This is a genomic window from Paraburkholderia aromaticivorans (genome assembly GCF_012689525.1).
Classification (GTDB): Bacteria; Pseudomonadota; Gammaproteobacteria; order Burkholderiales; family Burkholderiaceae; genus Paraburkholderia; species Paraburkholderia aromaticivorans_A.
Window position 1 is genome coordinate 3,220,419 of record NZ_CP051516.1, and the last position, 26,496, is coordinate 3,246,914.

Sequence of the window (26,496 nt, forward strand, 5' to 3'; positions counted from 1 at the left end):
CTTCAACGAATACGAAAGCGAGGACATCATGAACTTTTCGGGCATCCTGCATCATGCGCGCACGCCATTCGAGAATGGCGTCGGCTCGGGCTATCTGGGCGACGTTTCCCAAGCCGACATCGAGCGCGCATCCGAGACGATCCGGGGGACCGTCATTCGCACACCGCTGCTGCCGTACTCGGCCGCCACGGATCGAAGCGTGTTTCTCAAACCGGAGAACCTTCAGCCGCGCGGATCGTTCAAGATACGCTGCGCGCTGAACGCGGTATCCCGCCTCACGCCAGCTCAACTGTCGAACGGTGTCTATACGGCGAGCACCGGGAACTTCGCCCTTGGCGTGACCGAAGCAACGAGGGTTCGCGGCGCGGACGTCAGAGTGTATGTCACCGATACGGCAGCGAGGAGCAAGATCGAGGCACTTCGCTCGCTGGGCGCCGAGGTGATCGAAGTCACCTACGAAAGATGGTGGGCCATACTGTGCGGTGAAATACCGGCCGGCGAAACCGGCACGTTTCTGCATCCCTGTGCGTGTCGCGATGTAGTCGTCGGCGACGCGACGATCGGACAGGAGATCCTGGAAGACCTGCCGGATGTCGACGCGATCCTCGTGCCCTTCGGCGGCGGCGGACTGATCATGGGTATTGCGCTGGCGTGCGCGCATTGGGACTCGCGCGCGAAATTGTATGCGTGCGAAAGCGAGGCGGCGGCACCTTTCTATTCTTCTCTCGCGGCCAGCGCTATCGTCGAAGTGCCGGTCGACTCGACTCCCATGGTCGCGGGCATCGGTGTCTCGACCGTGCTCGACGCAAATTGGCCATACCTCAATGCGTTGGTGGATGGCGTCATCGTGTCAACGCTCGAGGATACGGCCGAGGCCATACGGTGTCTGGCGAAACACAATCATCTCGTCGTCGAAGGCGCGGGGGCAGTCGCGCTTGCCGCGGCCCGCCATCCTTACTTTGCCGGCAAGCGCATTGCCGCTGTGCTGACTGGAGGCGGCATTGATATGCATGTTCTGGCTTCGGTGCTGAACGACGACCGGTCTGCGTATCTCATGCCGTCGCGGCTTCGTGACTACGAATAGGACATGGGAACCAGAGTTGAACGGCGCGCTTACGAAAGCGCGATTCGTATTTAATGGCCTTCAGTCGTGGAAACATTGATTGGGCGGCACGCTTGAGATTCCGGAGCCCGACGAAACGCCGGATGCCCTGTTCAATCAGTCGCTGGAGAAGGGAATCGCGGTGCTACGCGCGTTCAGTGCGCAGCGCCGGCCGATGACGCTGCCGGAAGTCGCGGAAGCGACGTCCATCACCAAAAGCTCTGCGCAGCGCATGATCTACACGCTGGAGAATCTCGGCTATGTGAGAAAGCATCCGCGTACGAAGCGGTATCGGCTCGCGCCGCGTGTGAGTGCTCACCGTCGCGTGACGGTGCTCGCATCCCGGCTTGGAGTAGAAGAAGACGGAAACGCCATCCCTCCTTCGGCCTCGCTCCAACGCGCGACCCACTCAGGCAACGCCGGCGATGGCTGCGTCACGCCGGACAGTTGCAGTAACTCGCCAGTCGTCACGACACCGCCGCTTCGCTTCAGGAAGCGCGCTCGCACGATGGCCACCGCGACATGCGCGTCGTCGCGCACGAACCCTTGTTCGATGAAGATGTGCTTCTCATCCCAGCCGATCACACGGGTCTGGACGTCATAGCGGTTGCCGAGTTCGAGCGAGCGGTGAAAACGCATCGTTTCCAGCGTGACAACCGGATACCAACGATGTGCCTTCAGTTGACGCCACAAGCCGCTGCGCATCATCAGATCGACTCGCGCCAGATCGAGGATCGTGAAATAACGACCGTTGTTCATGTGAAGCAAGACGTCGAGGTCATTCAACCAGACCCGAAACGGCGTGACACACGTATCGAGCACATGCAGCCGGCTGCGGCGCCGGCTGGTGAATATCAGAAGCAACAAACGAAGTAGCAGACTCATGCGAAAACCCGGTGGTGGCGACGCGCTGCACGCGGCAGGCAAACGTGCATGTTAGACGCGCGGATGGGATACGGGATGCGGATGACAGGCAAATCTGTAGAGCGCTTGCTCGAAAACAAGCGGCTTCGATAGCCTCGCCGCTCGCCCGGCGAAAACAATCAGGCGTTGCGAGAAAAAAAATCACGACGGAGATTCGTTCTACACAAAGAGAGGGAAGCGACTTCACCGTAAACACGAACCTGTTCACGTTCGAGCCGGACACGATCGGAGGTAGACCATGAAGAAACCAACCAACACCGGCGCTGCGGATTTGCGCGCCTTGGGTCGAACCACACAGAAAAGCGCGCGGCTTCTTCTTCAGGAAAAATTTAATTCGATCGTGGAACGGCGCAGAGCGAGCGGCGCGAATCTCGCCGCCGCGACGGAGGCGGCGAATGTGGCGCTCCGGCGTGTCTTAGCTCAAGACAAAGAGTTCGCGGCTGCGATCAAACCGCTCGTCACAGCGTCGCGCACCGGCTTGCTCAAGATCGAACGGACCGAGCCCAGGCTCGGCCGACCTCTCTCCCGGGAGTCCGCGCTCGGCCTGCTATCAGGCAGCGGCATCCGCGGTTTGGGCGGCACATCGGGCAGCATCGTCATGACAATGGCAAAGGATACCCGGATCGATGTGCGCGGCGTGCCGTATAACGACGCCTGGACGAATGCCGGCGGCGGCGCCCATCAGCAGCAAACCGTATGGGCGGATAAGAACACCGGTCAGTTCGGATTCCTGTATACGATCGGCAAGGAGGGCGGCGCGTTGACATGCGGTGCCGGGGTCGAGGTTCTGTTCATGCGCGATGTTCCGGGCTTTCCGCCTGGACAAGGACCGGCCGGCTTGGCGCAGGTGCGCGCGTACACGCCATACAACTACGTCTGGCACGATAAGTCTTATCTGGGAACCGCCCACCAGCATGCGGGCTTCGGCGTCCTCGTCTGGAGTGCGCCGATCGACGGCGGCCCTTCGCGGACGGATCTCGATCACGAGTACTGGGTCTGGAGCGACGGAACCTCGTGGTATGAAGAGCACAACAACGCCAGCTTCCCCGGCCAGGACTGGGAACTTGCCTTGCAGTATGGAAACGAGGCGCCGTATTTCTCTATCGAGCCCGGCCGCTTATACGGCGCCTGGATCTGGTGTTTTGCCCAGAGCGATGCTCACGGTGCCGACCTCACTTCCGCGGCGTACGCACAGGCGCTCATCGACGCGACGGCCACGTTTATCGTGATCGGACAACAGTAGAGTCATACCGGTTAGCCGCCGGGCCGGCCCGACCGGACCGTTTGACCTGTCGAGCCGGCTGCCGGCGTTCCGCTCACGGGCGACGGGGCGTGCTACCTGTCGCAACTTCGTGAGCGCCCCTCAATCATCGGCCAACGGGCTTCGCGACGTCTCCTTGCTCGCCAGCATCGCCACGAGCGCCACGCCCGCAGCGCCCACCAGATACCATGCCGGCGCCAGCTTGCTACCCGTTGCGCCGATCAACCACGTGGCGACGAGCGGCGCCGTGCCGCCGAATAGCGCATTGGCCGCGTTGAAGCAGAACGCAAAGCCACTGTAGCGCACGCGCGTCGGAAAGATTTCCGATAGAAAGCACGGCAGCGTACCGTCGTTCATCGTCAACAACGCGCCGAAAGCAATCTGGATCATCACGATGGTCGCGAAGCTCGCGCCGACCAGGCCTTTGAAGAGCGGGACGGTCAACAGCGCGAACAGAATGGACGCGCCGATCAGCATCGTCTTGCGGCCCACCCGATCGGAGAGCTTGCCCATCAGAAAGATGAGCCCGATATAAGCAGCAAGCGAAATCGTCGCAACAATGAACGACTCGGTTTCACCCATGCCCATTTCCGTCGACAGATACGTCGGCATGTAGCTGAGCACCAGATAGAACGCAACCGCGTTCAGGCACGTCACGCCGAAGGCGATCAGCATCTTGCCGCGGTGCACGCTCATCAGTTCCTTGATCGGTGCGCGCGGAACATGATGGGACGCTTCCAGCGCCTTGAATTTCGGCGTGTCTTCCAGACGCACGCGAATATAACGGCCGATCAGTCCGAAGGGCGCGGCAAGCAGGAACGGCAGACGCCAGCCGAATGAATGAAGCTGTTCCGTCGTCAGCACGGCATGCAGCACGGCCACGAACACCGAGCCGAACAGAAGTCCCGCCGCCGTGCTCGCCGGCACGATGCTGGTATAAACGCCGCGCTTGCCTTCAGGCGCGTATTCGGCGAGAAAGGCGGACGCGCCGGCATATTCGCCGGAAGCCGAGAAACCCTGCACGACCCGAACCAGCAGTAGCAGAATCGGCGCGAGTACGCCAACCTGCGCATAAGTCGGCAAAAACGCAATGACGAAGGTCGAGCAGGACATGATCAAAATCGATAGGGAGAGCGCTGTCCTGCGGCCTATCTTGTCGCCGAAATGGCCCCACACGATGCCGCCGATCGGTCTGACGATAAACGAAATCGCGAACACGCCATAGGCGGCGAGCAGGCCGGTCGCTGAATCCGTCCGCGGAAAGAACACGACCGCGATGATCGTGGCGAGATAGCCGTACGACGCGTAATCGAACCACTCGACGAAGTTGCCGATAAAGCTGGCCGTCGCCGCGCGTTTGAGCAGCCGGCCATCGACGCGGGCGCGCCCCTGCTCCGCAGCGGCTGCGTGCATGAAAGCGCCGTCGTCCGGCGCGATCACGCCGGCACCCGCTGAACTGCCTGAAACAGCTTTTCTGGTACTCATCTACGATCTCCAAACGTGAAACGTGGGACTGCCAGGTTGTGGCGACGACTCTTGCGGCCGTCTGTCCAGGATCCGCTCTGTTCGCGCGGGTGTGTGCCGTTTCGGCAAATAGTAGAAGCTCGGTCAGGCGGAAGATTTTCGGTCGCGACGGAACACTTTCTGATTTCGACATCGCGGGTTTACACAAGACCGGCTGCGAAACGAGCCGGAAAAAAGGCCAAAAAAAAGCCCGCGTCAGACCCGACGGCATTCGTCTGCCGTCGAGCCTCGACGCGGGCAACCTTGGAAGGTTCGGGTACTACAAGAGAGTGATCAGTACGCTACATGCGCTACGGTGTCGGTTGTGGTCCGGAAGTGCGGACTGCGGCGAGCGAGCACGAAGTAGGTCAAGCCCGCGGAGATCAGCCCGAACTCGAAACTCAGATCGCCCCAGCCGAGGTAATCGCGCATCAACGGACTGACAAAGGTCGGCGAATTCGAGAATACGAGTGACGCCCCGATACCCGCCATCAGCGCAATCACGCCGGGCCAGAAGATGCCCGCGTCGTACCAGTAGGCGCCGCTGCCCCATTTCATCCACGCGTCGGCCTGATAGCGGCCGCGGCGCATGAAATAATCCACGACCACGATGGCCGCCCAGGGCGCCGTCCAATACACCATGTAGTTCAGGAACACCTGGTACATGTCGAAGAATTGGCCATAGAACACGGTCACCACGCGGAAGCAGAGCGTGAACAGCGCGATGATGGTCAGCGAGGTGATGCGGTTGATCGGAATGCGCAACGCCAGCAATCCGAGACCTGCCGTGTAGCCGTTCGGCACATTGGCCGCGATGCCGCCGAGAATGATCGAGAACAGCAGCGGGACGATGAACCACGTCGGCAGGAAGCGTCCCAATTGACTCACCGGATCGTCGCCGAGCGAGCCACCCAGCGCCGTGGCGAACAGCACGCCGATCACTTCGCAGAACATCAGCGCCACGAACTGGCCGCCTCCCGCCGCGAGCACGATCTTTTTCCAGCTCGTTTCAGCCGGGAAATAGCGACTGTAGTCGGAGGCGAAATTCGCCCAGCCGATCGGATAGGAGAACACGATGCCCATCGCGATGAGCCAGGTGCTGAACGAGCCGCCACCGTGGTTGATCGCCGACGCCATCGCGAAGCTCGTATGCGGCAGCACGAAAGCCGCAAGGCCGCCGAACAGCACCGCAAGCACCACCGCGATCCATTTCTCCGCGGCAATGATGGTCGCATGGCCGAAGATCGCGAGCAGAATCTCCGCGGCAAGAATGATCGCCAGCGAAATCCACACGACTGCATGGCTGTGCAAGCCGCCCATCTTCAGCAAGTTTTCCAACGCCTGAGTCGCGACTACCGAGTTGATCGAAAACCAGCTCAGCGCCGAAACGAGACTCACGGCCTTCGGCAGAAATGAACCGAGCTGGCCGAACGAACTGCGCGAGGTCATGATGCCGGACGTGCCGGTGCGAGGGCCCATGATCGTCGTCAGACCCAGCACGAAGCAGCCCAGCAGATTGCCGACCGTGATGGCCGCGAGCGCCTGCCAGAGCGACAAACCTTGCGAAAGCGCGAGCGCGCCCGTCACGACCACCACGTAATTGGTGTTGGCGCCGATCCACATCTTGAACAACTCGGCCGGCGTACCGTGCCGGTCCTTCAGCGGGATTGGATCGATTGCGTGCTGCTCGATACTCCAGGCCTTATCCGCGGCCACTTCAGTGTGCGAATCACGGCTTTCGTAGCTTCCCATTGCGTTCCCCTGATCGATGGTGGGTTCAGGCGTCCGTTGCTTTTGCGCGGGCCTCGTAGGCTTCGCCGAGGGCGTGCGAAATACCGTCGACGCAAACGTCGAACAGCAACGCGCCCTTCTCCGCCGATGCAGCCGCTGCCGACGACAGGCAACCGGACGGCGGCGTCCACTGCGGAACCGGCGGGAACAGGTCGTACGGCTCGAACGTGGCCGCCGCGTGCGTGGGTACGCACGACATGTCCACCAGATGCGGATGCAAATGCAGCATCAGCGAAGTCTCGAGTACGCCGCCATGCTCGACCGCCCAGCCGGGAAACCCTTCTGGATAAATGCGCGCGATGGTGGCCTCGGTGACGAAGTCCCAGTACGACAGCATCACGACCTGAAAATCGTGAATGCCTTCCCAGCGCAATTCCCGAAGCGCGAGATCGATGCCTTCGACCGCGAACATCGAATTTTCGAAATGCCCGTTGATCAGGCAGATCTTGCGCGCGCCGTGCCGCGCGAATTCCTTCAAAATGTCCTTCACTGTCGACGACAACGTGTGGCCGTCGAGACTCGTCGTCCCGCACAGATGATTGCCGCCGCCGCTCTTCTGTTGCGACTTGTAGCCGTACGCAATGGCCGGCGCAACCAGCGCGCCGATCCGTTGCGCGACGCCGACGCCGATGGCGCTCGGCAGCAGCACGTCGGGATTCATCGACATATGCGGGCCATGCTGCTCCAAGGCGCCGATCGGAATCAGAATGGGTTGCTTGTCCTGCTGCACGCGGCGTGCATATTCGGGCCACGCCAACTCGCCTATTACCACGCTCTTTTGCATCGAAGACGTCTCCTGGTTGTTATTCCGCTGGGGGTGACTCGCTTTGTCACTCCCGTAGACTCGAGACCATCGTATGGGCCTAATATTGTGGAAATGTTTTTGCACACGACAAAACGCTTCCTGTTTTCGACATCCGCGTGTCGGTCATGTTATTCCCTGTCAGGTGAGATCAGGCTAGCAGCGTGTGCGAAGCGCGTTCGGCGCTCATATTGCCGGACCAGCGTAGATAGTCGAGCCGGCTCCAGTGCAAGCGCACGCCCACGCGCGCCGCCGCGCGAACAGCATGGGGTTTGTAAAGCGTTAGCACCGCGCTGTCGAGCACTGCAAAGTGCTCGAACGCCAACGCCAGTATGTCGGTTGCGAGCCGTTCCACGAGGTCGGTGTGCGCCTGAGCATCGAGATAGGCGCACAACATCCGGCACAACGCGTCGTAGTCGAGGCATGCATCGATATGCTCCGGCAGCGCCTCGGCCCGGCAATGCAGCACGGCATCGATCACGACGGGCTGCGGCGCACGCTCGTGGCCGTGAATGCCGACCCGCGTCTGTGCCTGCAGCGCTTCGATCACGACATCCCACTCGATCGCGGGAAGAGTTCGCATCGTATTCATCGGAACCTCATCACGGTGAGGCGTGCGCTCAGAAGCCTGCGTACACGGGAAAGCGCGCGCATAGTTGCGAGACCTGCTCACGTACGTGGCTTTCCGTCTCTGCGTTACCGAGGTGGTCGAGCACGTCGCAAATCAGCGTCGCCGTCAGTGCCGCTTCTGCTTCTCCGAAACCGCGCGTCGTGATCGCCGGTGTGCCGATTCGAATGCCGCTGGTCACGAACGGCGACTGCGGATCGTTCGGCACCGTGTTCTTGTTGACCGTGATATGCGCGCGACCCAGCGCGGCGTCGGCATCCTTGCCCGTGATGCCCTTCGCGATCAGGCTCACCAGGAACAGGTGATCGTCTGTTCCGCCCGACACCACGTCATAGCCGCGTTCGTTGAATATGGTAACCATGGCGCGTGCATTGGCGAGCGTCGCTTGCTGATAGGCCTTAAAGTCCGGCCCCGACGCTTCCTTGAACGCCACGGCCTTCGCCGCGATCACGTGCATCAGCGGGCCGCCCTGCGTGCCGGGAAACACCATCGAACTCAGCTTCTTTTCGATCGCCTCGTTGGCTTTGGCGAGGATCAGGCCGCCGCGCGGGCCGCGCAGCGTCTTGTGCGTGGTCGTCGTGACGATGTCCGCGAACGGCAACGGATTCGGATACAGGCCAGCCGCGACGAGTCCCGCCACATGCGCCATATCGACGAACAGAAGAGCGTTCACGCGATCCGCTATTTCACGAAAACGTGCGAAGTCCAGCACGCGCGAATACGCGGAGAAACCCGCCACGATCATTTTCGGGCGATGTTCGAGTGCCAGTCGTTCGATTTCGTCATAGTCGATCAAACCGGTCCGCGGATCGACGCCGTACTGCACCGCGTTGTAGAGCTTGCCGGAGGACGACACTTTCGCGCCGTGCGTGAGGTGGCCGCCATGCGCGAGACTCATGCCGAGAATCGTGTCGCCGGGCGCGAGCAGCGCGAGATAGACCGCTGCGTTGGCCTGCGAACCGCTATGCGGCTGCACGTTCGCATAGTCGGCGCCGAAGAGTTGTTTCGCCCGCTCGATAGCCAACGACTCGACCACATCCACGTGTTCACAGCCGCCGTAATAGCGCTTGCCGGGATAGCCTTCCGCGTATTTGTTCGTGAGCACCGAACCCTGCGCTTCCATCACGCGCGGGCTCGTGTAGTTTTCCGATGCGATCAGTTCGATATGCGCTTCCTGACGCTGGCGCTCGCGGAGCATGGCGTCGGACAGGTCCGGATCGAACCCGGCGATGGTCTGTTCTTTTGAAAACATCGAGACGTCTCCTGCAACATCATGTTTGTGCCTGCGGCCGCAGCCGCAGGATCAGATCGCGATTGGTCCGGTTCAGACTCTGAATCAGGCCTTGATGATGTTGTGTTCCGGGCCGTACTTGAAACCGGTGATGTTGGTTGCGTTCTTCTCGCCGACCACGAGGATGTCGTGCTCGCGATAGCCGCCCGCACCGGGTAAACCTTGCGGCAACATGATCATCGGTTCCATCGAAACCACCATGTTCGGTTCGAGAATCGTGTCGATGTCTTCACGCAGTTCAAGCCCTGCTTCGCGGCCGTAGTAATGCGAGAGCACGCCGAACGAATGGCCGTAGCCGAACGTGCGGTATTGCAGCAGGTTGTACTCCGCGTAGATCTTGTTCAACTCGTGGGCGATGTCGCTGCAGCGCGCGCCCGGCTTGATCAGCTTCAGGCCCGCTTCATGCACTTCGACGTTGACCTTCCACAAGCGCAGGTGCTCGTCGGAACAGTGATCGAAGAACATCGTGCGTTCGAGTGCGGTGTAATAGCCGGCGATCATCGAGAAGCAGTTCAGGCTCAAGATGTCGCCCTTTTGCACTTTGCGCGTGGTGACCGGATTGTGCGCACCGTCCGTGTTGATGCCGGACTGGAACCACGTCCACGTGTCCATCAGTTCGGAATCGGGAAAACGTTTGGCGATTTCACGCACCATCGCTTGCGTCGAGGCCAGCGCCACTTCATGTTCGGGCACACCTTCATGCACCGCCGCCGCGAGCGCCGCGCCACCCACATCGCACACGTTCGCGCCGTGTTTGATGACTTCGATTTCCTCGGCGGACTTGATCATGCGCATGCGCATGGTCTGCGCGCCGATGTCGACGAATTCCACCGACGGCAACGCCGCTTTGAGCTTCTCGAGCACATCTATCGGCACCTGATCGAACTCGAGACCGACGCGTCCCTTGTTGTCGATCTCCTGCTGCACGCCGCGGAAGAAGTTGTCTCGCTGCCAGTCGGTATAGACCACGTTGTAGTCGCCGACCGTGCGACGCCACGGCTGGCCGCCGTCGATATTCGCCGAGATGGAGACCACTTTCTCCGGCGTGACGACGAGTCCGTATTTACGGCCGAACGAGCAGTACAGGAAGTCCGCGTAGTAGTTGATGTTGTGATACGACGTGAACAGCACGGCATCGATATTTTCATTCGCCATCAATGCGCGCAGCTTGCCCTGACGGTTCGCGTATTCCGCATCCGAGAAGGTGTGCTTTACCTTTTCGCCGTTCTCGATTCGAATCAGATTTTCCATTTTCATGCGCTCGCTCCTTGGTGAAAAAGGCCAGTAGGTGTGAGCGAATGGTAGGAGTTCGGTGGTTTCGAACGTTTTCCGAAGCGACACTATACTTTTCGATTTCGACATCGAGGGTTTACCACTGCGATGCGCTGGTGCCGTCGGATTGCCGTTTCGAACAGGCGCAGGTGCACGCGCACGGCGATGGCGCGCGGGCATCGGAACAGGGACGGTGTGCTTTAAAGCGCGTTCTGATAGCGCCGACGATCCGCCATGGGCGAGATCTGGAATTGCGCCTTGTAGCGCGTGGCGAAGTGCGTCATCGAAGTGAAGCCTGTGCGCGAGCACACTTCCTCGAGAGGCTTGCCGGTGCGGTAGAGCAGTTGTCGCGCGCGCAGCAGACGAATCTCCAGGTAGGCTTGCGCCGGCGTCTTGCCGAGACGCTCATTGAACCAGCGTTCGAGCTGGCGTTGCGAGACGTCCAGAAATGAAGCGACTTCCGCGACGGAAAGCGGCTCTTCGACGTTGCTCTCCATGATCTGCAGCGCCTCGTCGAGCTTCACATGTTCAGCGCCTATGTATTGCCGCAACGACGTGCGTTGCCGTTGCTCGTGACTGCGCCGCTCGGCCACCAGCAACTCGAGCACGCGCGCGGCGAGCGAGCGGCTGCCCGGCGGCATGCCGAGCAGGTGCACCATCAGATCGAGCGGCGCGACGCCGCCGCTGCATGTATAGCGGTCCCGATCGACTTCATAGAGACGGTTGGAAACGATCAGCTTTGGGAATTGCCCCAGCATGACGTCCTGATCTTCCCAGTGGATCGTGCACCGGTAGCCATTGAGCAAACCCGCGCGGGCGAGGAAGTAGCTTCCAGTGTCGAGGCCGCCCAGCGCCGTGCCGCTGCGTGCATGCAGGCGGAGCCAATCGAGCACCGCACCGATGCCCTTGCGCGGGATCGGATTAGGACCCACGACGAACACCGCATCGAAAGAACCGGGATCGGCGATCGTTGCGTCGGGCAGCACCTTGATGCCGTCGCTCGATTGCGCGTACTCCTTGGCGATTCCGATGAGTTGATAGTCGTACACGCGGCGCCCGACGATCATGTTGGCGATTCGCAGAGGATCGACCGCCGCGCCGAGCGCGATGAGGGAGAAATTGTCGAGCAGCAGGAACGCGTACTTTTTGACGCCCAGATCGTGCAGCCCACTCGGCTTGGGTTCTTCAGGCGTGGCCGCGGTGGTTGCCATAGACGGAGTTCGGATGGGACGACACGAGGAGAGATGCCAACTGATGCAAGCGTCATCATAACGGCGTTTTGTTCGGCTGCTGCAATGGGGCTTAGGGCTCGTCGCAGAGTCGGTACGGTCTCAGAATCTCTGGACGGTGGCGGCCGCAAACCATCAAGAATGAAAAGCGGGCGTTGCAGGTATCACGTTGCGTGCGAGAGGTCCGGGTCGGCGTGTTGTGCGGCTCGGGTGATGGGCGGTCTGATCGTGAGAGGCGCGACGAACGATCGCCGGCTTGTCGCAGTGGCGGCCCCGAAAACGAAAAAGCCGCGACGCCTTACGGCGTGCGGCTTTTTAATCTTGGTCGGGGCGAGAGGATTTGAACCTCCGACACACCTAATAAAATCAACAACTTACGCAATTCAAGTGTTACCGGCGAAGCAGTTCAGTGTAACAGTTAAGCTACCCTAGGGTGCAAAAGTCTAACCACCTGGTTCCGTTAGTGGCGGGTCGGGTCCCCACTTTGGATTAGCCGCTCTCGCGAATCATCTGTCTATCTCTCAGGTTCGGAAATCCAGCGTTTCAGTAAGCTTTGCTTCTATGCGCGGAATGAGCCGATCACGGAGAGCCGACGGTGAACGCCTACCCATTCCTTCGTGAATGAGTTTGTCGCACATTCGCTGCTCGTCAGCGGAAAGCGAATTCCACCAGCTATCACGGAAGTAGAGGTTTTCGAGATACTCAAATGCACAAACCGCGAGAGCGGTCGCCTTATCTTCGTTCGGCAGGTTCTCGAACGAATCAACAAACCGGCTCGATGGGCCGTCAGGCTTTCCCCACCACCCAAACACGGCAACGGACACATTTCCAAGTACAGTCACGTTGAAAGCAATTTCATCGACACCCGCCTTAATTCCAATGCTCTGAAGCGCATTGCCGCTGAAGTCGGACTCTGGGAGAAATGCTCCAGATGCGACGAATGGCAATACCGAATCAAGCGAAATTGCGTACGCTTTGAAGTTTGTCAACTCCCCCGATTTGTACGCATTATTGTACATAGCTTTCAGGCGAATAATATCTTCTATCGCCAGCTTAGCGCCCTCGTTATAGCCATAGAGCGTTTCTTGGACATAGACCTGCCGCTGAAAATCGAATCCCCTGTCGGTGTTATCCCGGCGCACAGGGTAGCTGGCCAAGTTGAACTGTTTCATCACGTACTCGTAACCGATTGCGCGAAAGGAGAGTAGGAACGCGTTCATTCGATCAAGGGTGGCACCGGCCTGTTCCACCGGCTTGAACATCTGCGTATCGTGAGCGTTACAGAAACCAGGAAAAGTCGAAGCATCACGAAGCCCTATTCGAGCCGGAACAATCTTGCCGCCATTCTTCTCAATATTGTGCACACCCTTTTTGGGCGAAAGGACGTGATTGTTTTCTGCGATGGCCGCAAGTCCTCCTTTCCGCTGTACCGTGTGCGAATCAATTACCTTGGATGAGCAAGTCGAAGGCGAGGCCAAGGGATGCAAGCATGTATGACTGTCGCGAACCCAAGCGCTCTCAGCTTTCGCAACAAGCGACATCAGTGCGCCGAACGGAACCCGGCTCTCCGATTCACGGATCCTATGACAGAATTTCCATTTTCTTCCCGAACCGCACCAGCAAGGTCCGTAGGCGTTAAGCGGCCGCGCAGTCGCGCCGAGTCCGTCAGATAAAAAACGGTCCGCCGCGACGCGCTGAAAATCCAGCTCCTCGGAATACGTTGACACGATGATGCAACCAAATGAGATGAAAAATCTGATTGAGCGTCCGCAGCCGCCCTCACCTCTATTCTAGCGCGAACGCGACCTATCAAACGTGATCGGCGCGACCACCCTTCCCAGCTCGATCAAAGAACCTGCGTTCTTATCGGCTTTGGTCGAACAGCGCCATTTTGGACTTCTTAAGCAAGCGTGAATGAATCTAGAACCTGAGCGGAAGAGAAAGCTGGCGGTGAGCTAAGCGCCTCATGAAAAGTATCTCTATACTGCCGGGCCGAGCAAGAACCGCGACATAGACGATGGCCGTATTGAAACCGCTGGAACTGACGAAGGAAGAACGTAGCGAGCTTGAGGTTCTGGCGAGAAGCCGCCGTGATTGGCGAACACGAGACAGGTCCCGGACGATTCTGATGTTTAGCGACGGCGTGCCCGCCAAGGAGATAGCCAGGCGGCAAGAGTTGACGTTGGAGGCGGTGTACGAGAGGCGCTATCGTTGGTTGGAGAAAGGCATGGCGGGGCTGTCGGACGCGCCGCGTAGCGGTGCGCCGTCGAAGCTGTCGCCGCAGCAGGTTGAGCAGTTGAAGGTGTGGGCGACGCAGGAGGCGCTGACGGCACCCGAACTGCTGGCACGACTCGAAGAATAGTTCGGGATTCGGGTTCATCGCAATACGCTGACAGGGGTTCTCAAGCGAGCGGGGCTGGTATAGAAGCGAACCCGGCATAGCTTAAAAAAAAGCGGGACGAACAGCGGTTCCGACAAGCCCAATCTGAAATTGGGGAGTTGGTCCAGCAAGCCCAGCGTGGCGAAATCGAACTCGCCTACGTAGACGAAGCTGGCTTCGCGCAAGCGCAGCCGAATCGAAGTGCCTGGACGCCAGTCGGGGAGCAACACATGATTGACGCCCGGCGCGGTAAGCGTCTGAACGTGGTCGGAGCTCTGCTGTCCTCGGGAGGGCTGTTTGCAGTGAAGCTGTGGGAGACGATGACCTCGATGCTGTTCGCCGGATTTCTCGGCCTGCTGGTCGAATACGTCGGCAAGCCGCTGACCGTGATTCTCGACAATGCATCGGTCCACACGGCCCGCGCACTGCAGCCTTACCTCCGGCTGCTACACGCGAAAGGCTTGACGTTGTACTTCTTGCCACCGTACAGCCCGGAGCTCAATCGCATCGAGAAGCTCTGGCACAAGATGAAATACGAGTGGCTGGCCTTCAAGGCCCGCGACACCCGAACCCTTGAGGCTGATGTCGATGTAATCCTTCAGGGATTCGGGGCAGACTACAGATTCACTTTTTGTTGAGAGCTTAGTGCCCTCTGGGAACTCGGCAGCCAGTTTATTCGGCCAACGACTTGCAATAATGATCCTTATTTGAAAACATCAGGTGTTCGCTTCCAGACATCCCACGTCACAGTCGGATCATTGGGAAACGACGCCAGAATACGCTTTTCTCCGTTTGCCTTCTGGTTTGCATTTGATTTCCAAGCCGATTCGCCAAATCTACGAACTGCATTATACAGCGTGGCGGTCTGAAGCGGTGATACACCCAGGTCGACCATCGCGAAACGAAATATCTCGTCCGCGTCTTCTCGTTTCGTATTTTGCTCCCAGTACAAGTAATCGTGAATGATAGCAGCGTAAGCATAACGTCCGTCGGGACGAAGTAAGGAATAAAAAATCGGAGGAATGCTAGCTAAATCTGTAACAAAGCCCCGAGGCGCAATAACAGTTGGATAAGGATTTTCCGACTCTGTAGAAGGACGCCAGGTGATTGGGTCCAATAGCGCATACATTGGGTCGAGAAAACGCATTAACCTAAGTGGGCCTGACACGCCCTTTGTGGCCGTCTGCATCCAACAAAGCATCCATGGGTCTCGCTCGGAGGCTAATGTTTCTTGACAGTTCGCGCTCGGAGACTCTGAGTTTTCCGCTCTCACGACCGCGAGCTGAGAAAGCGCAAAAATCCCCATTGACATTCTGATGAAATCGCGCCGACTATACCAAGGCATAAGCTTCTCCAGACCGGGAAATACTTGCCATAACAATCATCTATCGTATGACTGGGAATACCGTTTGAGTCGCTGACAGAAGTAAGAAAAACCCCGGTATTCGAAAGCACAAAGTAAGCTTTAGGACCATAACTGCTGACTCCGTCTCTGAGGTCATGCCATGCGGAAAATCTTGGTTCTGCTTCTTATTCTTTATATGCAAGGGTCTGTCGCAGCGTCAACTTTTCTTGACCCCACGAACCCAGCCCAGCCCTCAGTTGAAGTCAGTGGCACGGAAGTCCCCCTCTACGCGGCCAGTTACGCTCTGGTTATCGGCGTCGCGAACTATCGAGTTTGGCCCACGCTTCCCAACGCAACTAAGGACGCCAAACAGCTTTCAGATACGCTTCGAAACGAAGGCTTCAAGGTCATGCTCGTTCTCGACCCAACGGGTGACGAGTTGGCTCAGGCCCTAAAGATGTTTTTTGCCAGTTATGCGCAGAGCGAAAACAATCGCCTTTTTATTTACTATTCGGGACATGGATATTCAATAAACGATATTGGCTTTCTGGTACCGACTGATGCTCCGGATCCTGCGAACCAGCAACTCTTTCTTCAGAAAGCTCAGTCGATGTCTGCATTAGTCCGCGACTCGGCTGATTACAAAGCTCGCCACGCAATTTATGTTTTCGATAGTTGCTTTTCCGGAGCGATTTTTTCTTCTCGTACTATGTCGGCGTCCCTCTCTCTCGATCATGCCGACTTAGCTCGTTATTACTCTGGTCCAGCGGCGTTCCCGGTGAGGCAGTTTATCAGCGCAGGAACTGAGAAACAGACGGTTCCCCAGATCAGTCAATTCACCCCGCTACTTATTCAAGCGATCAGCGGACAAATCGATGAGCTGAACCGAGGAGGCTACATTAGCGGCAGAGACCTAGGCCTCTGGCTTTCAAGGAAGCTCTCATTGTATGTCACTGACGAAACACCTCAAAGCGGTACCATACGAGATTCACGTTTCGACAAAGGAGACATAGTCTTCAGAGTTCCTGACACGCCTCCTAGCCCTATTAACTCTTCAGTTCATATTGCTTCGGGCGCTTCCTCGAATTCACCAATACGTCCGCAAGTCTCATTGAGTTTGCCAACAGTCGCCACGCCTCAGGATTGCGCTGTCTGTCCAGCCATGATCGAGCTGCCCGGTGGTCCCCTTGTTATCGGGTCACCTCCGGAGCAAATTGGTCATACTGCAAGTGAATCTTTAATGAATGTCTCGCTACGCCCGTTCCAAATATCGACGAAAAAAATTACCGTTTCTGAATTCCGACGTTTCACCAACGAAACGCGGTATCAGGCAAATACAAGTTGCAAGGGACAAAATTGGCAAGATCCCGGATTCAAGCAGACCGATGATGATCCAGTTGTCTGCGTCAGCCGAGAAGACGCTTTAGCCTATATAGGATGGCTTAACTCGAAAAGTCCTACATCACCTTCATACCGCCTTCTATCTAGTACTGAGTGGGAGTTTGCCGCCAAAGGTAGAAATCATAGCATTGTTACGGATATTCGCCCTTATCGAAAAGATGAAATTTGTGCATTCGAAAATATTCTGGACGAAAAAGGAGCCGAGACCTTTTGGGGTATTAACTTCCCATGCAACGACGGATTTAAGACAACGTCTCCAGTGGGTCATTTCAAACCAAACTCGTGGGGCCTCTACGACATCATGGGAAATACTCGTGAACTCTTGGCGGATTGTTCCGCATCAAACGAAACCTTACCTAACGACGGAGTTCCGTTTGTAAATAATTTCTGTGGCTCGACTTTGGTGGCAGGAGCAAGCTTCCAGACGGACGTTCTTGATACACGGACATCGGAACGAAAATCGATTCCACAAGGATTGGGGGCATCCGATATCGGGTTCCGGATTGCGAGAGGAGTATCAAGATGAATCAGTCCATGCGCCACTGGCCGTATTTACTGTTAATTATACTTTCTGGGTGCGGTTCATTAACGTCAGAAAGTTCGGTAGATGGAGATAGACTTTTTTTTCCAAAAATCACCGGCACAACGGTTTGCGTAGTTCAAAACCGACAGGTTGCGATACCCGACCTTAACGATGCAATAGTTGAAACTGTCAATGAATATGGTTTTCGGGCAAGGTCAATTGCCGACGAGGAAGATATTTCTTCGGATTGCTCGCTCGCCCTGATTTATTCGGCGGATCGCGAATGGGATATTGTGCACTATCTCCGAACCGCATCTTTTCGATTATTAAAAGACGGGATTACAGTGCGCTCCATCAACTACACAGGCAGCGATGGCCTGGTCCTAGATAAATATCAATCTACCAAAAAAAGAATTGCGCCCGCGATGCGTGCACTTTTTCATGACGTGAGTCCAACCATGTGAATTTCTAATTTTTTAGTCGGTTTTAATGATCGAAGCTATTAACATAAAACGGATTGCGTTTATCGAAACTATTCGGCTAGGCTCACGGCGTCGTACTTAGAGTTCCAAGCATTAGAAGAAGCCACAACAGTTAGTGGTTGAGGGGCTCAGATCCGGCTTCGCACTAGTTGTCCTTCGGCTTATTCAACTTCGCCGCCACTTTCGTGTCGACTATCGGCCACCAAAAGCGGCGCGTCGCCGGATGAGGTTGAGCGCTTATCTGCTGGCCAGGGAGACGCTCTGACGCACGTTTATTATATGCGAATAGGCCGCTGTCGCTGTTCCACCGGCATCTTCCTACTTCCGCTTGCGGGGTCAAGCGTTGGTTGCGGGGGCAATTTGCGTGGTTAGTTGCGGTTGGTTTACCCGTCCGTCTTTTTCTGGACGCGACTTTCATAGATGCCTGACCCGCAAGTTGCCCCCGCAAGTAAATTTGAAAATTTTTTAGCTAGTTTTTGGTCGAGCGCGCGCAATGCCCACGCTTTCAGGAGGGCGGGAAGGACCCTGCCTTTCATTACATGAGACTGCTTTGCATCCCGGCCGGAAGTGATTCACGTGAATCGAAGCCCTTCCCGGCATGGCCCTGTGGTAGCCTCGCGGCGTAACGCTGAACGTCGGTATCTAACAACAAGCACGCGTCTTTCCTGGGGAACAAATGGACATATCCGAGGGCATTCGGCGTTTGGGGATTGTCGTATTTGGCCTTGCCCTACTTATCCTGGCTGTGACCGTGTTTTTCGCAGCTTCCGCAGCCATTGGCACTGACGTACCCGTCAATGAAATGGATGAGCCGCGACTGTACCAAGAGCAGACCGGACACGACGCATGGGCGCAAGCGCAGACTGACTTGCACAACCTACCTCCGTCTGACAGGCTGTCGATGTACCAACGCCTATTCGGCGCCGGCAATCTGAAAATCAGCAATGAAAAAGATGTTGCCGGCTGGATGGTCGACGATGCGACAAGAAATATCTATTCGAAGATTTTGAGTGACTATTTCGCGGCACACCCGCACGCCAAAACGGTTCGTGTCCGCGATTGGCATGGGTTCCAAACAGCGTTGGTCATAGGACTAGTTATATCCGCCGCTGTAGCCGCGTTCGGTTGGATACTCCTAGGTTTCTCGGGGCGGACGTCAGAACCTTAAACTCGCAGCAGTCGAATACGCCGGGGGCGGCATGTTATGCAAACAGAAACGATAAAAACTCTCACGCAGTTCCTTGAACAGACCGAAATGCTCGATTTGGTCACCTACCACACGTTGTTCCGGGGACAATCCCACAAGAGGAATCTGTTGCCGGGCATCGCCAGGGCTGAGCCGACAAAGGACACAACAGAACAGGAACAAGCTTTGTTAAAGACACTAGAGCGAATGGGCGCGACTAAGTTTCAGCATCGGGACTTTGACACATTGGATTTACTGGTGCTCGCACAACACTTCGGCATGAAGACGCGGCTGCTAGATTGGACCAGCAACCCTCTCGCGGCCTTGTGGTTCGCGTGCTTCAATACGGGTGATCGTGACGGATATGTCTATGCCTTAGAGGCGGATGCCCACCTAATGCCGGACGCGTCATCCATTGATCCCTTCAAGATATCCGCGACAAAGGTGATACAACCGCGCCTTGCCAATGAGCGGATCGTGGCACAACACGGCTGGTTCACTGTGCATCGATACTCGAAAGGCTCCATGCGCTTTGTCGCTCTCGAAAACAACGCGGAAACGAAGGACAATCTGTCCGAGTTCGTGATCCCGGCGAGCAGCAAGGCGGACGTTGTCCGCGAACTGGATCGCTGCGGCATAAACGAAAGCACATTATTTCCCGATATTGTGGGACTGTGTCGATACCTGAACTGGAAACACGAGACTAATCCGAACAGTCTCCCGAGACTTTAACGAGGCCAAGTGTGGTCACCCGATCCTAATTTATACTCCCCCCTAAACCGGTACGTTGGGCAGAAATCCCACGAAAACAGTATCTACCCGGACCGTATCGAAGTTGAGGCAGGCTAGTCCTGAGATATGATTCGAGGCGGCGGACCCGCAAGGCTGTATCCGCCTCCGTCAGGGCGAAAACGGGAGGGGCTGCCGCTGCGGGGTTTTCAGGTTTTCCGACACAGCGATAACCGGCCTTACGCTATCGCCTCAGCAATCGTGGCTTGGGCAAGCATCATCCGGGCACGCACAGCCACCTCAATACCCACGGTTGCCTCTTGCAACCCGTCGAACGCATCGTCCTCGACCTCGAACCAGCCGGGCCGCCCTAGGGCACGCTCGAGGTCTGCAAGATGCCGCCGCGCGCGTGCGATGTTCTCGCGGATACATTCTGCAAAATGCTTTTCCGGGCCGCCCCGCTCCGGGTTGATATCCTCCGGCAAGGTCGGCCAAGCGGTTGCGGGGTCCAGCATCGTCCATACAGCCTCGTCGTATTGGGTGTTTGTATTCAATTGCACGCTCATTTTATTGCGTAGTCCTACTGTTTATCATTGGGTTTTTTGTGGGTGCCCGCCAATTGGCGGCTAGACTAGACAGCGGCTATGTAATGTCACGCGCTTGGCACTGTACGGGGCCAATACGCATGGCCGCTTGGGCCACCAAAGCCCCCGGCGCATCCGTGGGCGCTTGCGATAGCCTATGCACGGCGGGATGTGGCCTGGCGGGTCTGTCGATGGTCGCCCGCTTTTCCGCCTCGCCGGCGCTTGCAGCATGCCGTGCCCTCTCGTCGGCCTGAATAAACTCGCCTATTCCAATATTGCGGAGTTTGAGGACTGCGGCCAACGGTACGTCCACGCCCGCCACCCCAATGGTTAGCCGGAGCGAAAGATCGTGCCACGCGTTACCGGTGGGCACTCTGTCTCGCTGTCGGTACGCGAAGCTCCTCCCGTCCAATTCCACCCGGTCCGCATAGAATTTCGTCGTGATCGTCTGCGGCACTGTCACACCTCTGCGGAGGTTATCCCGAACGATTCGGACAATGTCGGTCCCCTTCGCCAAACCGGATACTTCATAGCCGCAACTGCTGAGGATCGGCCGCACCATACGCAGTGCATTCGCGGACAGTGGCTTACTTAGGCGGGATGGTCGAAACGGCTTGTCCAACGCCAGTTCCATGGTAAGCCGCGCGGCGATATCGGCGGCCTTACCCTTCGCTATGCTTGGCGTCTTACACACCATCTCAGCAAGAGTTGTCGGCCAGTTCTTAGAACCATCTTCGAGATACACGGTTGTTTTAACCGTCACCGCGTGCCCAGAGGTGGCGGCATCGGCCGTAGCTTCGGCCCCCGCCTTGTCCACCCTTGCCCGTACAGCCATAGCCACTTGGTCGGGGTCGTTTTGAATTGCGCGCTGAATCTCAGCGGCAAGTGTTTGTTGATCCAATCATGTTCCTGTTTGTTGTGGAGTCGGGCTTCCCCCCATAAAAAGCGGGAAATTCCCAAGTTATTGAACACCTACTACTTGTTCATCGTGTCTGCTAAATTGGTGCGGTACATCAATCTGGAATCTCAATTTCCGGGAAGTCTATGGAACCTGACGATACCCCCGACACACCGGACCAAGCGCCGTCCAAATCCTAGACGACGGCACGCCGGACGATCCACGCCCGCTTGTTCGCTTCTGGCTAGATGCCGATGTGGCCGAGCGCCTCCGACGCGTGCCGGATTGGGAAAATAAGTTGCGCGAAGGCTTTACCGCTGCGGTCCGTTCTGGCCGGTTCCCTTGACGGTTAGGCCGCCACATGCTCGATGTAGACCATATTGTTTGATGCTTCCTTGTGATTGGTTAGTAGCCGCTGGGGCCGCCTACCTTACATAGGGTTGTGGCCTAGTGATGATTGGCCCACGGTTGCCGGGACAGTTACTCCGGGTCCGGTAGGCCCAGGGTTATCGTGCCCGCCGGAAGCTGGGTCCACCACGCCTTATATCGGGCATCGGTGGCTTCGATTTCGCTTTGGTACTCCACAATGTCGGACGGTTGCGCCGACGAAAATATCCCGGTAACGGTTGTTTCCGTAGCTTCTGAAAACTGAGCAATCATTTTGTTTCCTTAGAAATCGAACGAATTAACGGAAATCGTAAATCCCGGCGTGCCCGCGCTGTTCGTCGTTTGCTGGTAGATCGTCTGTGGTGCGGTGACAGCCACACGAAACGGAATCGCAATCGAAGTACCGGCCGCAATGTTGTACGTACAGTACTGGCCGCCCATGTTGTTAATGCCCGTTGACGCTAGGGTTTGCGACATGGCGGACGCCGCAGAATTGCCAATCTGATTAAAGCCACCGACAAAGCGTGCGTTAAGCGGAATGCTCGTAGAGGTTCGCGCGGTCGGGCCACCCACAAACGTAGACCCCGTTAAGACGTTGCCTCCCGCCCAGTCAACGCGACGATCGGTTTGAGCGAACGGCGCGAACTGTCCGACCGTCGCGCTGATAGGCGCAATGCCGATAAGCTGGCTTGCCGTGTAGCCCGGCGGGAGCGTGCCTGTGTACACCTCTTGCGCTTTGGTAGCGGTGGCGTCCGTAGCAAACGCTTTCAGCGAAACACTGGGCCCGGTTGCCGCGTAAATAGCCGCAAACCCGCTTGCGGCGGGAGTCGTCCCGACAACGCCACCAATACCGCTAACGCTGAGATTGACCGGTACGCTAACGCCGTTGAAAAGGAAGGACAGACCGCCTAGGGCAGTTTTGATCAGCAGTTCATCAGCCGTCCACGTGGCCGTCGTACCTTGTGCGGTAAGCAACGCCGCCAAGTTCCGCGCCGTGCCTGCAATCGCCGCAACTTGTCCGAACTGGACGGCGTGTTGACTTGCAATGGCCGGGGGAACTTGCAGCGCACCCTTGCTACAGTGGTAAAGAACCCACCCGACCAGCGTGCTGTTAAACCGGATTACCGCGATACCGTTCGCGGGCATTTCGCCACCTTGGAGCGCTGAACCGGCGAGGCCGTAAATCGGGTACGTGGTGGCGGAACCATCAAGCGCGAACGTACTAGCGCCCGTGTTGGCCGTCTTGACCTTGAACGCCCGCACCATGCCGTCGCCCGGTGCGGCAATCGTTGGCGCATAGGTTGCCGCGTACGTGTTTGCCGTGCCTGTGTCCAACGCGTAGTTGGCCCCACCCCCCTGTGCAATCGTCTGGATCGCGGTGTAAAGCTGGTTTGTGGTCGACTTCGAGAGCGGCAAGCCCGCGCCGGTAATGGCGTTCATCAATTCCAGCATTACCGAGTTAAAGAACTCCGCCGGGACGATGGTCGCGGGGACACCCGTAGCGGGGTTACCGTCTGTGAAGTATCCCACGGTTCCCAAGGCTGTAGACGCGGGCTTGGAAGTCGCGGCGGTAGATCCATCAATTTGATACATTAGTTATCCTTAGTTAAAAATTTAAATCGCGGGCAACGAAAGGGGAAAACAAAAACCCTGTTCAGTGGCAGGGCTTGTCGGCTTGCGCAGCGCGGGCGAGAGTTTCGTTAGACCGCCACATGCTCGTCTATGAATCCGTAATTCAACTGTGCCGGCTGAACGGCGAACGCGGACGGGTCCATAAGCGTTAGTTCCGCGCTTGTTCCCTCGCCGTCCATGACATACGAAACCTCGCCAATCGTCCATTTCAGGGGTTGGTTGTTCGCGTCGGCCGGCTTCAGCGTTGGCAAATAGACCGACGCCAGCTTATTGGGCGTCCACAATGCCGACGAGGAATCAAGCCAGCTATCTACGCGCACACGTGCCACCTTGGAGCGACCGGCGCGGCGGTTCATCTCCCAAGCAACGCGCTTCGACAACATGTCTTTGTATCCATTGGCCGCCTCCGCGATCACGAACTTTTTGCGGTTTCGTAGCACGGTGGCATCTGCGGCGACGGCAAACGAATTAGGAGCATCGAAACTGTTTCCGATACGGCTCATAGCGTTGAGCCATCCGATGTACGTTGAGTACCGCTGATCCATCGAGTATTCGACAGAGCCGGCCGTAACGTTTTGCCCTTCAAATAATCCCGACGCGTGTTCCTCCGTGCCGACTCGAGACATCACTAAATGCCCGCTCACGCCCTCATACGCCAGGAGGCCGCTGTACTTGCAAATCCGGTCGATAACCTCAAACGCAGTTTCGCCTAACATGATGTTGAATTGCGGGACGGTAACGTCACTGGTTTCCGGCGGGTCCACGAGAATGTCGTACGCGCTCGCCAAGTTAGACGCAATCACGAACGCCGTGGCCGCGCTGATTTGACTCGTCTCCCACTCAGCGGAGCAATCCACCAAGTCTTGACATTTGCCCCGGCCGGTAACGCGGATCGAATGACCCTCCGGGCCGAAGCTGGGGACGTACTTGTCGACGTATCCCGTTAGGACGGTTTGGCTGCCGATCATGATTACGCACGGGTCGCCGGGGGTTACCACTACCGCCGGTGCCTCGCTAGGGAACAGTTCGGTTAGATCTAACTCGAAATCGCTTGGTAGCCGCTCGATCCCGCGCGTAATGCGAACCTCCGTCCAACCGGCGATTTCCTGGTTAATCAAAACCAGCTTTACCGTGGTGTCGGTTGTTGAGATTGTCATGTGGTCTCCGTTATTTGGTTTTCGAGTTTCGAGATGAATCGCTCAAGCTCGGACACTAACCGCTGTTGGACTGTTGCCCCCTCCTCCGATGCAAAGTGGAGACCGGGCACTTCGATTTCCTCCCGCTGCGGCGCGCTATCGACCGCATGACGAGCGAGCATCAGCGCGTTGTGACTGGCGGAAATGAGCGTTGCCGGGTCGGTGGTCACGGGTAGCGGCTTCGGGATTGCCCACGGCTCTCCGCCCGCCACAATCTGGCCTGTTGGCAAAAAGCCTAGGTCGTGCTCGCCACGGGTAGCGCGGGCACTCAGATAGATCATTCGGGCAGTCCGGAATATCGCGCCCCATTGCGTAACGTCGGCCGTGGCGAATGCTTCTTCGCCGTGTTCCCGGCGGCGCATGGCGGCTAAACCAGCAAGCCGCTTGGACGCGTGTGAGCAAGACGAATACGTGGAAAGGGCCATTTGCAGCGCTCGGCCGTGTTCGCCCCGTCTGCACGCTAAAAGAAGCGATATGTGGAGGTCGATATCCGCCGTGCTACCTGCAAATCCCGGATGATTCGGCCCATAAACGTGGGCGATCAGTTCCGCCCGGAGTACCGCTGCGGACTTCTGGATTTTTCGGTAACTCGGTGAGTACCACAGCGGAATGTTCAGCCGCCTTGCTGCCTCTCGGAGAGAGTCCCAACTCATTACGCTCTCCGTGCTGCTGGCAAGCCCGGACGGCCTCCCGGCCCTTCGGACGACGACCGCAGGACTACCGTAGAAGTGGGCGGATTCCGTGGCTGATACTCTTTTGTAGCAAGGGCGCGTTGCGCCTCTGCCAACGGTTCCAGCACCGGCTGAATTTCTTGGAGCAGAGCCGCGCCACGGTCTGACATTACGCCTAAGAGGTTAGGTGCAGCGTCGTAGGTCTGGTGGCCGGGAATCACAATCTGCGTCGCGTTGCGCGGATCGCTCACGTGGGCCATGGTGAGCCAGTCACGTGAACTGTCCGACGCCGACACAAACGCCGCCCAAAGCGCCCGCAAGTCGGCCAACTCAGCAGTTTTCTCAACGATCCTATCGGCCAGAGCCTCCTTAATGTCGTGAGCTAGCACATGACGTTCGGTCCGCAAGTTCTGCTTTGCCAATTCAAGTTCGGCATTCGCTTCTTCGCCGCGTTGATTGAAGATCGGAAGCCGCGAATCCAGCCTGTTACGGGCGTCGCGTTTTGCCGCGAATTGAGCGGAGAGCGTTGCAATCGTGTCCTCAATGGCCGCCGTGTCACCATCCGCGAGGGCTAAATCGGCCTCCGCTTGGGTGATGCGCTGCGAAAGATCGACCATTTCTGCGTTGGCCTGTGCGGCGTGTACGGGCAACTCCGCCACCGCCGTGTTAAGCCGGTTCAATTTGTCAGCCACCGCCTGGACTTCGGCAATTGCGGCGGAAAGCTCGGGCTGCGGTTCAGGGTAAATGATGGTTTGCTTTCTAGCTGTCAAAATATGTAGTCCTTATTAAATGAATGAAAAATATTTTAAAAAGATCGATTGAATTCGTCGGCTTGCCCACGTCGATCAACGGACGGACTGCCTGATTTAGTGGCTCCTACCGGTGCGGATGCTGGGCCGCCGCCAAGTACCGGGACACGGCGCGGCGGATAAGTTCCGACACGTCTAAGTCTTCCTCTACCGCCTGTAGGCGTATGGCCTTCTGCATATCGGGCCGAACCTTGAACGTCATAACGCGCACCGCGCCGTCGTATGGCGCAGCGTTTCGCCGGGAGGCAATCCCGCCCACTGAACCCATAAGGTTCCCTCTTTGGTAATACCGCCAGTTAAATGAACTGGACCGGATGCCACACCATCGCGGCGTTACCGATCCATACACAAGCATAGGAACAACAAAAATGTTCCGTTTTTCATTGGTTTAGCTCCGTAGTTAGTGAAGAACTTTCCGCCATTGGAAAGCCCTTTACGAACCAGGTTCGCTGTCTCTTTCGTAGCTGCAC

Annotated in this window: 25 protein-coding genes and 1 pseudogene; 9 read left to right on the forward strand and 17 right to left on the reverse strand. The window is 57.5% G+C overall.

The window, feature by feature from the left end:
• Positions 1-28 precede the first annotated feature (28 nt).
• Positions 29-1,084, forward strand: coding sequence for a threonine ammonia-lyase (locus tag HF916_RS42630; protein ID WP_168794668.1), 1,056 nt, complete (start codon positions 29-31; stop codon positions 1,082-1,084).
• A 97-nt stretch (positions 1,085-1,181) separates the two neighbouring features.
• Positions 1,182-1,412: pseudogene (locus HF916_RS42635) on the forward strand (helix-turn-helix domain-containing protein); the annotation flags it as partial.
• A gap of 5 nt (positions 1,413-1,417) precedes the next feature.
• Here HF916_RS42635 and HF916_RS42640 read toward each other — a convergent pair.
• On the reverse strand, positions 1,418-1,987 hold the full coding sequence (locus HF916_RS42640) for a thioesterase family protein (protein ID WP_168794669.1): 570 nt from the start codon (positions 1,985-1,987) through the stop codon (positions 1,418-1,420).
• Between the two features lie 277 nt (positions 1,988-2,264).
• Here HF916_RS42640 and HF916_RS42645 point away from each other — a divergent pair, with 277 nt between their 5' ends.
• The gene (locus HF916_RS42645) at positions 2,265-3,269 is read left to right on the forward strand and encodes a hypothetical protein (RefSeq protein ID WP_168794670.1); all 1,005 of its coding nucleotides are present in this window, start codon (positions 2,265-2,267) and stop codon (positions 3,267-3,269) included.
• Between the two features lie 120 nt (positions 3,270-3,389).
• Here HF916_RS42645 and HF916_RS42650 read toward each other — a convergent pair whose 3' ends face one another.
• From HF916_RS42650 to HF916_RS42685, 8 genes are all read right to left on the reverse strand, one after another.
• Positions 3,390-4,772, reverse strand: a complete 1,383-nt coding sequence (locus HF916_RS42650; protein ID WP_206001975.1) for an MFS transporter — start codon at positions 4,770-4,772, stop codon at positions 3,390-3,392.
• Between the two features lie 312 nt (positions 4,773-5,084).
• Positions 5,085-6,542: a purine-cytosine permease family protein gene (locus HF916_RS42655; RefSeq protein WP_168794671.1), complete on the reverse strand. Its 1,458-nt coding sequence runs from the start codon at positions 6,540-6,542 to the stop codon at positions 5,085-5,087.
• 25 nt (positions 6,543-6,567) lie between these two features.
• Complete coding sequence (locus HF916_RS42660) at positions 6,568-7,365, reverse strand: creatininase (protein ID WP_168794672.1); 798 nt, start codon at positions 7,363-7,365, stop codon at positions 6,568-6,570.
• A gap of 169 nt (positions 7,366-7,534) precedes the next feature.
• Positions 7,535-7,975, reverse strand: a complete 441-nt coding sequence (locus tag HF916_RS42665) for a dihydroneopterin aldolase (RefSeq protein ID WP_168794673.1) — start codon at positions 7,973-7,975, stop codon at positions 7,535-7,537.
• Between the two features lie 28 nt (positions 7,976-8,003).
• The gene (gene glyA, locus HF916_RS42670) at positions 8,004-9,263 is read right to left on the reverse strand and encodes a serine hydroxymethyltransferase (RefSeq protein ID WP_168794674.1); all 1,260 of its coding nucleotides are present in this window, start codon (positions 9,261-9,263) and stop codon (positions 8,004-8,006) included.
• Positions 9,264-9,347: 84 nt separating this feature from the next.
• A complete protein-coding gene (locus HF916_RS42675) occupies positions 9,348-10,559 on the reverse strand; it encodes a M24 family metallopeptidase (RefSeq protein WP_168794675.1) in 1,212 nt (403 codons plus the stop codon).
• 215 nt (positions 10,560-10,774) lie between these two features.
• Positions 10,775-11,785: a GlxA family transcriptional regulator gene (locus HF916_RS42680; RefSeq protein ID WP_168794676.1), complete on the reverse strand. Its 1,011-nt coding sequence runs from the start codon at positions 11,783-11,785 to the stop codon at positions 10,775-10,777.
• Between the two features lie 539 nt (positions 11,786-12,324).
• The gene (locus HF916_RS42685; RefSeq protein WP_168794677.1) at positions 12,325-13,530 is read right to left on the reverse strand and encodes an SEC-C domain-containing protein; all 1,206 of its coding nucleotides are present in this window, start codon (positions 13,528-13,530) and stop codon (positions 12,325-12,327) included.
• A 290-nt stretch (positions 13,531-13,820) separates the two neighbouring features.
• Here HF916_RS42685 and HF916_RS50010 point away from each other — a divergent pair, with 290 nt between their 5' ends.
• Both HF916_RS50010 and HF916_RS50015 read left to right on the forward strand, forming a co-directional pair.
• Positions 13,821-14,165, forward strand: coding sequence for a helix-turn-helix domain-containing protein (locus tag HF916_RS50010; protein WP_206001976.1), 345 nt, complete (start codon positions 13,821-13,823; stop codon positions 14,163-14,165).
• A gap of 137 nt (positions 14,166-14,302) precedes the next feature.
• A complete protein-coding gene (locus HF916_RS50015) occupies positions 14,303-14,821 on the forward strand; it encodes an IS630 family transposase (protein WP_240975720.1) in 519 nt (172 codons plus the stop codon).
• Between the two features lie 65 nt (positions 14,822-14,886).
• Here HF916_RS50015 and HF916_RS42695 read toward each other — a convergent pair whose 3' ends face one another.
• Positions 14,887-15,372 carry a DUF1353 domain-containing protein gene (locus HF916_RS42695; protein WP_206001977.1) on the reverse strand — a complete coding sequence of 162 codons (486 nt, stop codon included), beginning with the start codon at positions 15,370-15,372 and terminating at the stop codon, positions 14,887-14,889.
• A 316-nt stretch (positions 15,373-15,688) separates the two neighbouring features.
• Between HF916_RS42695 and HF916_RS42700 the strand changes: the two genes are divergently transcribed.
• The 4 genes from HF916_RS42700 (at position 15,689) to HF916_RS42715 (ending at position 19,852) form a co-directional block, all read left to right on the forward strand.
• The gene (locus HF916_RS42700; protein ID WP_168794678.1) at positions 15,689-17,455 is read left to right on the forward strand and encodes an SUMF1/EgtB/PvdO family nonheme iron enzyme; all 1,767 of its coding nucleotides are present in this window, start codon (positions 15,689-15,691) and stop codon (positions 17,453-17,455) included.
• Positions 17,452-17,916, forward strand: coding sequence for a hypothetical protein (locus HF916_RS42705; RefSeq protein WP_168794679.1), 465 nt, complete (start codon positions 17,452-17,454; stop codon positions 17,914-17,916). Before HF916_RS42700 ends, HF916_RS42705 begins: the two co-directional genes overlap by 4 nt.
• 694 nt (positions 17,917-18,610) lie before the next feature.
• The gene (locus HF916_RS42710) at positions 18,611-19,102 is read left to right on the forward strand and encodes a hypothetical protein (RefSeq protein WP_168794680.1); all 492 of its coding nucleotides are present in this window, start codon (positions 18,611-18,613) and stop codon (positions 19,100-19,102) included.
• 36 nt (positions 19,103-19,138) lie between these two features.
• The gene (locus tag HF916_RS42715; RefSeq protein ID WP_168794681.1) at positions 19,139-19,852 is read left to right on the forward strand and encodes an FRG domain-containing protein; all 714 of its coding nucleotides are present in this window, start codon (positions 19,139-19,141) and stop codon (positions 19,850-19,852) included.
• A 236-nt stretch (positions 19,853-20,088) separates the two neighbouring features.
• Here the strand turns inward: HF916_RS42715 and HF916_RS42720 are convergent, their stop codons facing one another.
• The 7 genes from HF916_RS42720 to HF916_RS42750 form a co-directional block, all read right to left on the reverse strand.
• Entirely contained in the window at positions 20,089-20,415 is a 327-nt protein-coding gene (locus HF916_RS42720) for a hypothetical protein (protein ID WP_168794682.1), read from the reverse strand.
• 76 nt (positions 20,416-20,491) lie between these two features.
• The gene (locus tag HF916_RS42725) at positions 20,492-21,334 is read right to left on the reverse strand and encodes a hypothetical protein (RefSeq protein ID WP_168794683.1); all 843 of its coding nucleotides are present in this window, start codon (positions 21,332-21,334) and stop codon (positions 20,492-20,494) included.
• A gap of 477 nt (positions 21,335-21,811) precedes the next feature.
• On the reverse strand, positions 21,812-21,991 hold the full coding sequence (locus HF916_RS42730) for a hypothetical protein (protein WP_168794684.1): 180 nt from the start codon (positions 21,989-21,991) through the stop codon (positions 21,812-21,814).
• A gap of 9 nt (positions 21,992-22,000) precedes the next feature.
• Complete coding sequence (locus tag HF916_RS42735) at positions 22,001-23,311, reverse strand: hypothetical protein (RefSeq protein WP_168794685.1); 1,311 nt, start codon at positions 23,309-23,311, stop codon at positions 22,001-22,003.
• A gap of 107 nt (positions 23,312-23,418) precedes the next feature.
• Positions 23,419-24,507, reverse strand: a complete 1,089-nt coding sequence (locus HF916_RS42740; RefSeq protein WP_168794686.1) for a phage baseplate assembly protein — start codon at positions 24,505-24,507, stop codon at positions 23,419-23,421.
• The gene (locus HF916_RS42745) at positions 24,504-25,199 is read right to left on the reverse strand and encodes a hypothetical protein (protein WP_168794687.1); all 696 of its coding nucleotides are present in this window, start codon (positions 25,197-25,199) and stop codon (positions 24,504-24,506) included. The genes HF916_RS42740 and HF916_RS42745 overlap by 4 nt, the downstream gene beginning before the upstream one ends.
• Positions 25,199-25,987, reverse strand: a complete 789-nt coding sequence (locus HF916_RS42750) for a hypothetical protein (protein ID WP_168794688.1) — start codon at positions 25,985-25,987, stop codon at positions 25,199-25,201. The genes HF916_RS42745 and HF916_RS42750 overlap by 1 nt, the downstream gene beginning before the upstream one ends.
• Positions 25,988-26,496: the final 509 nt, after the last annotated feature.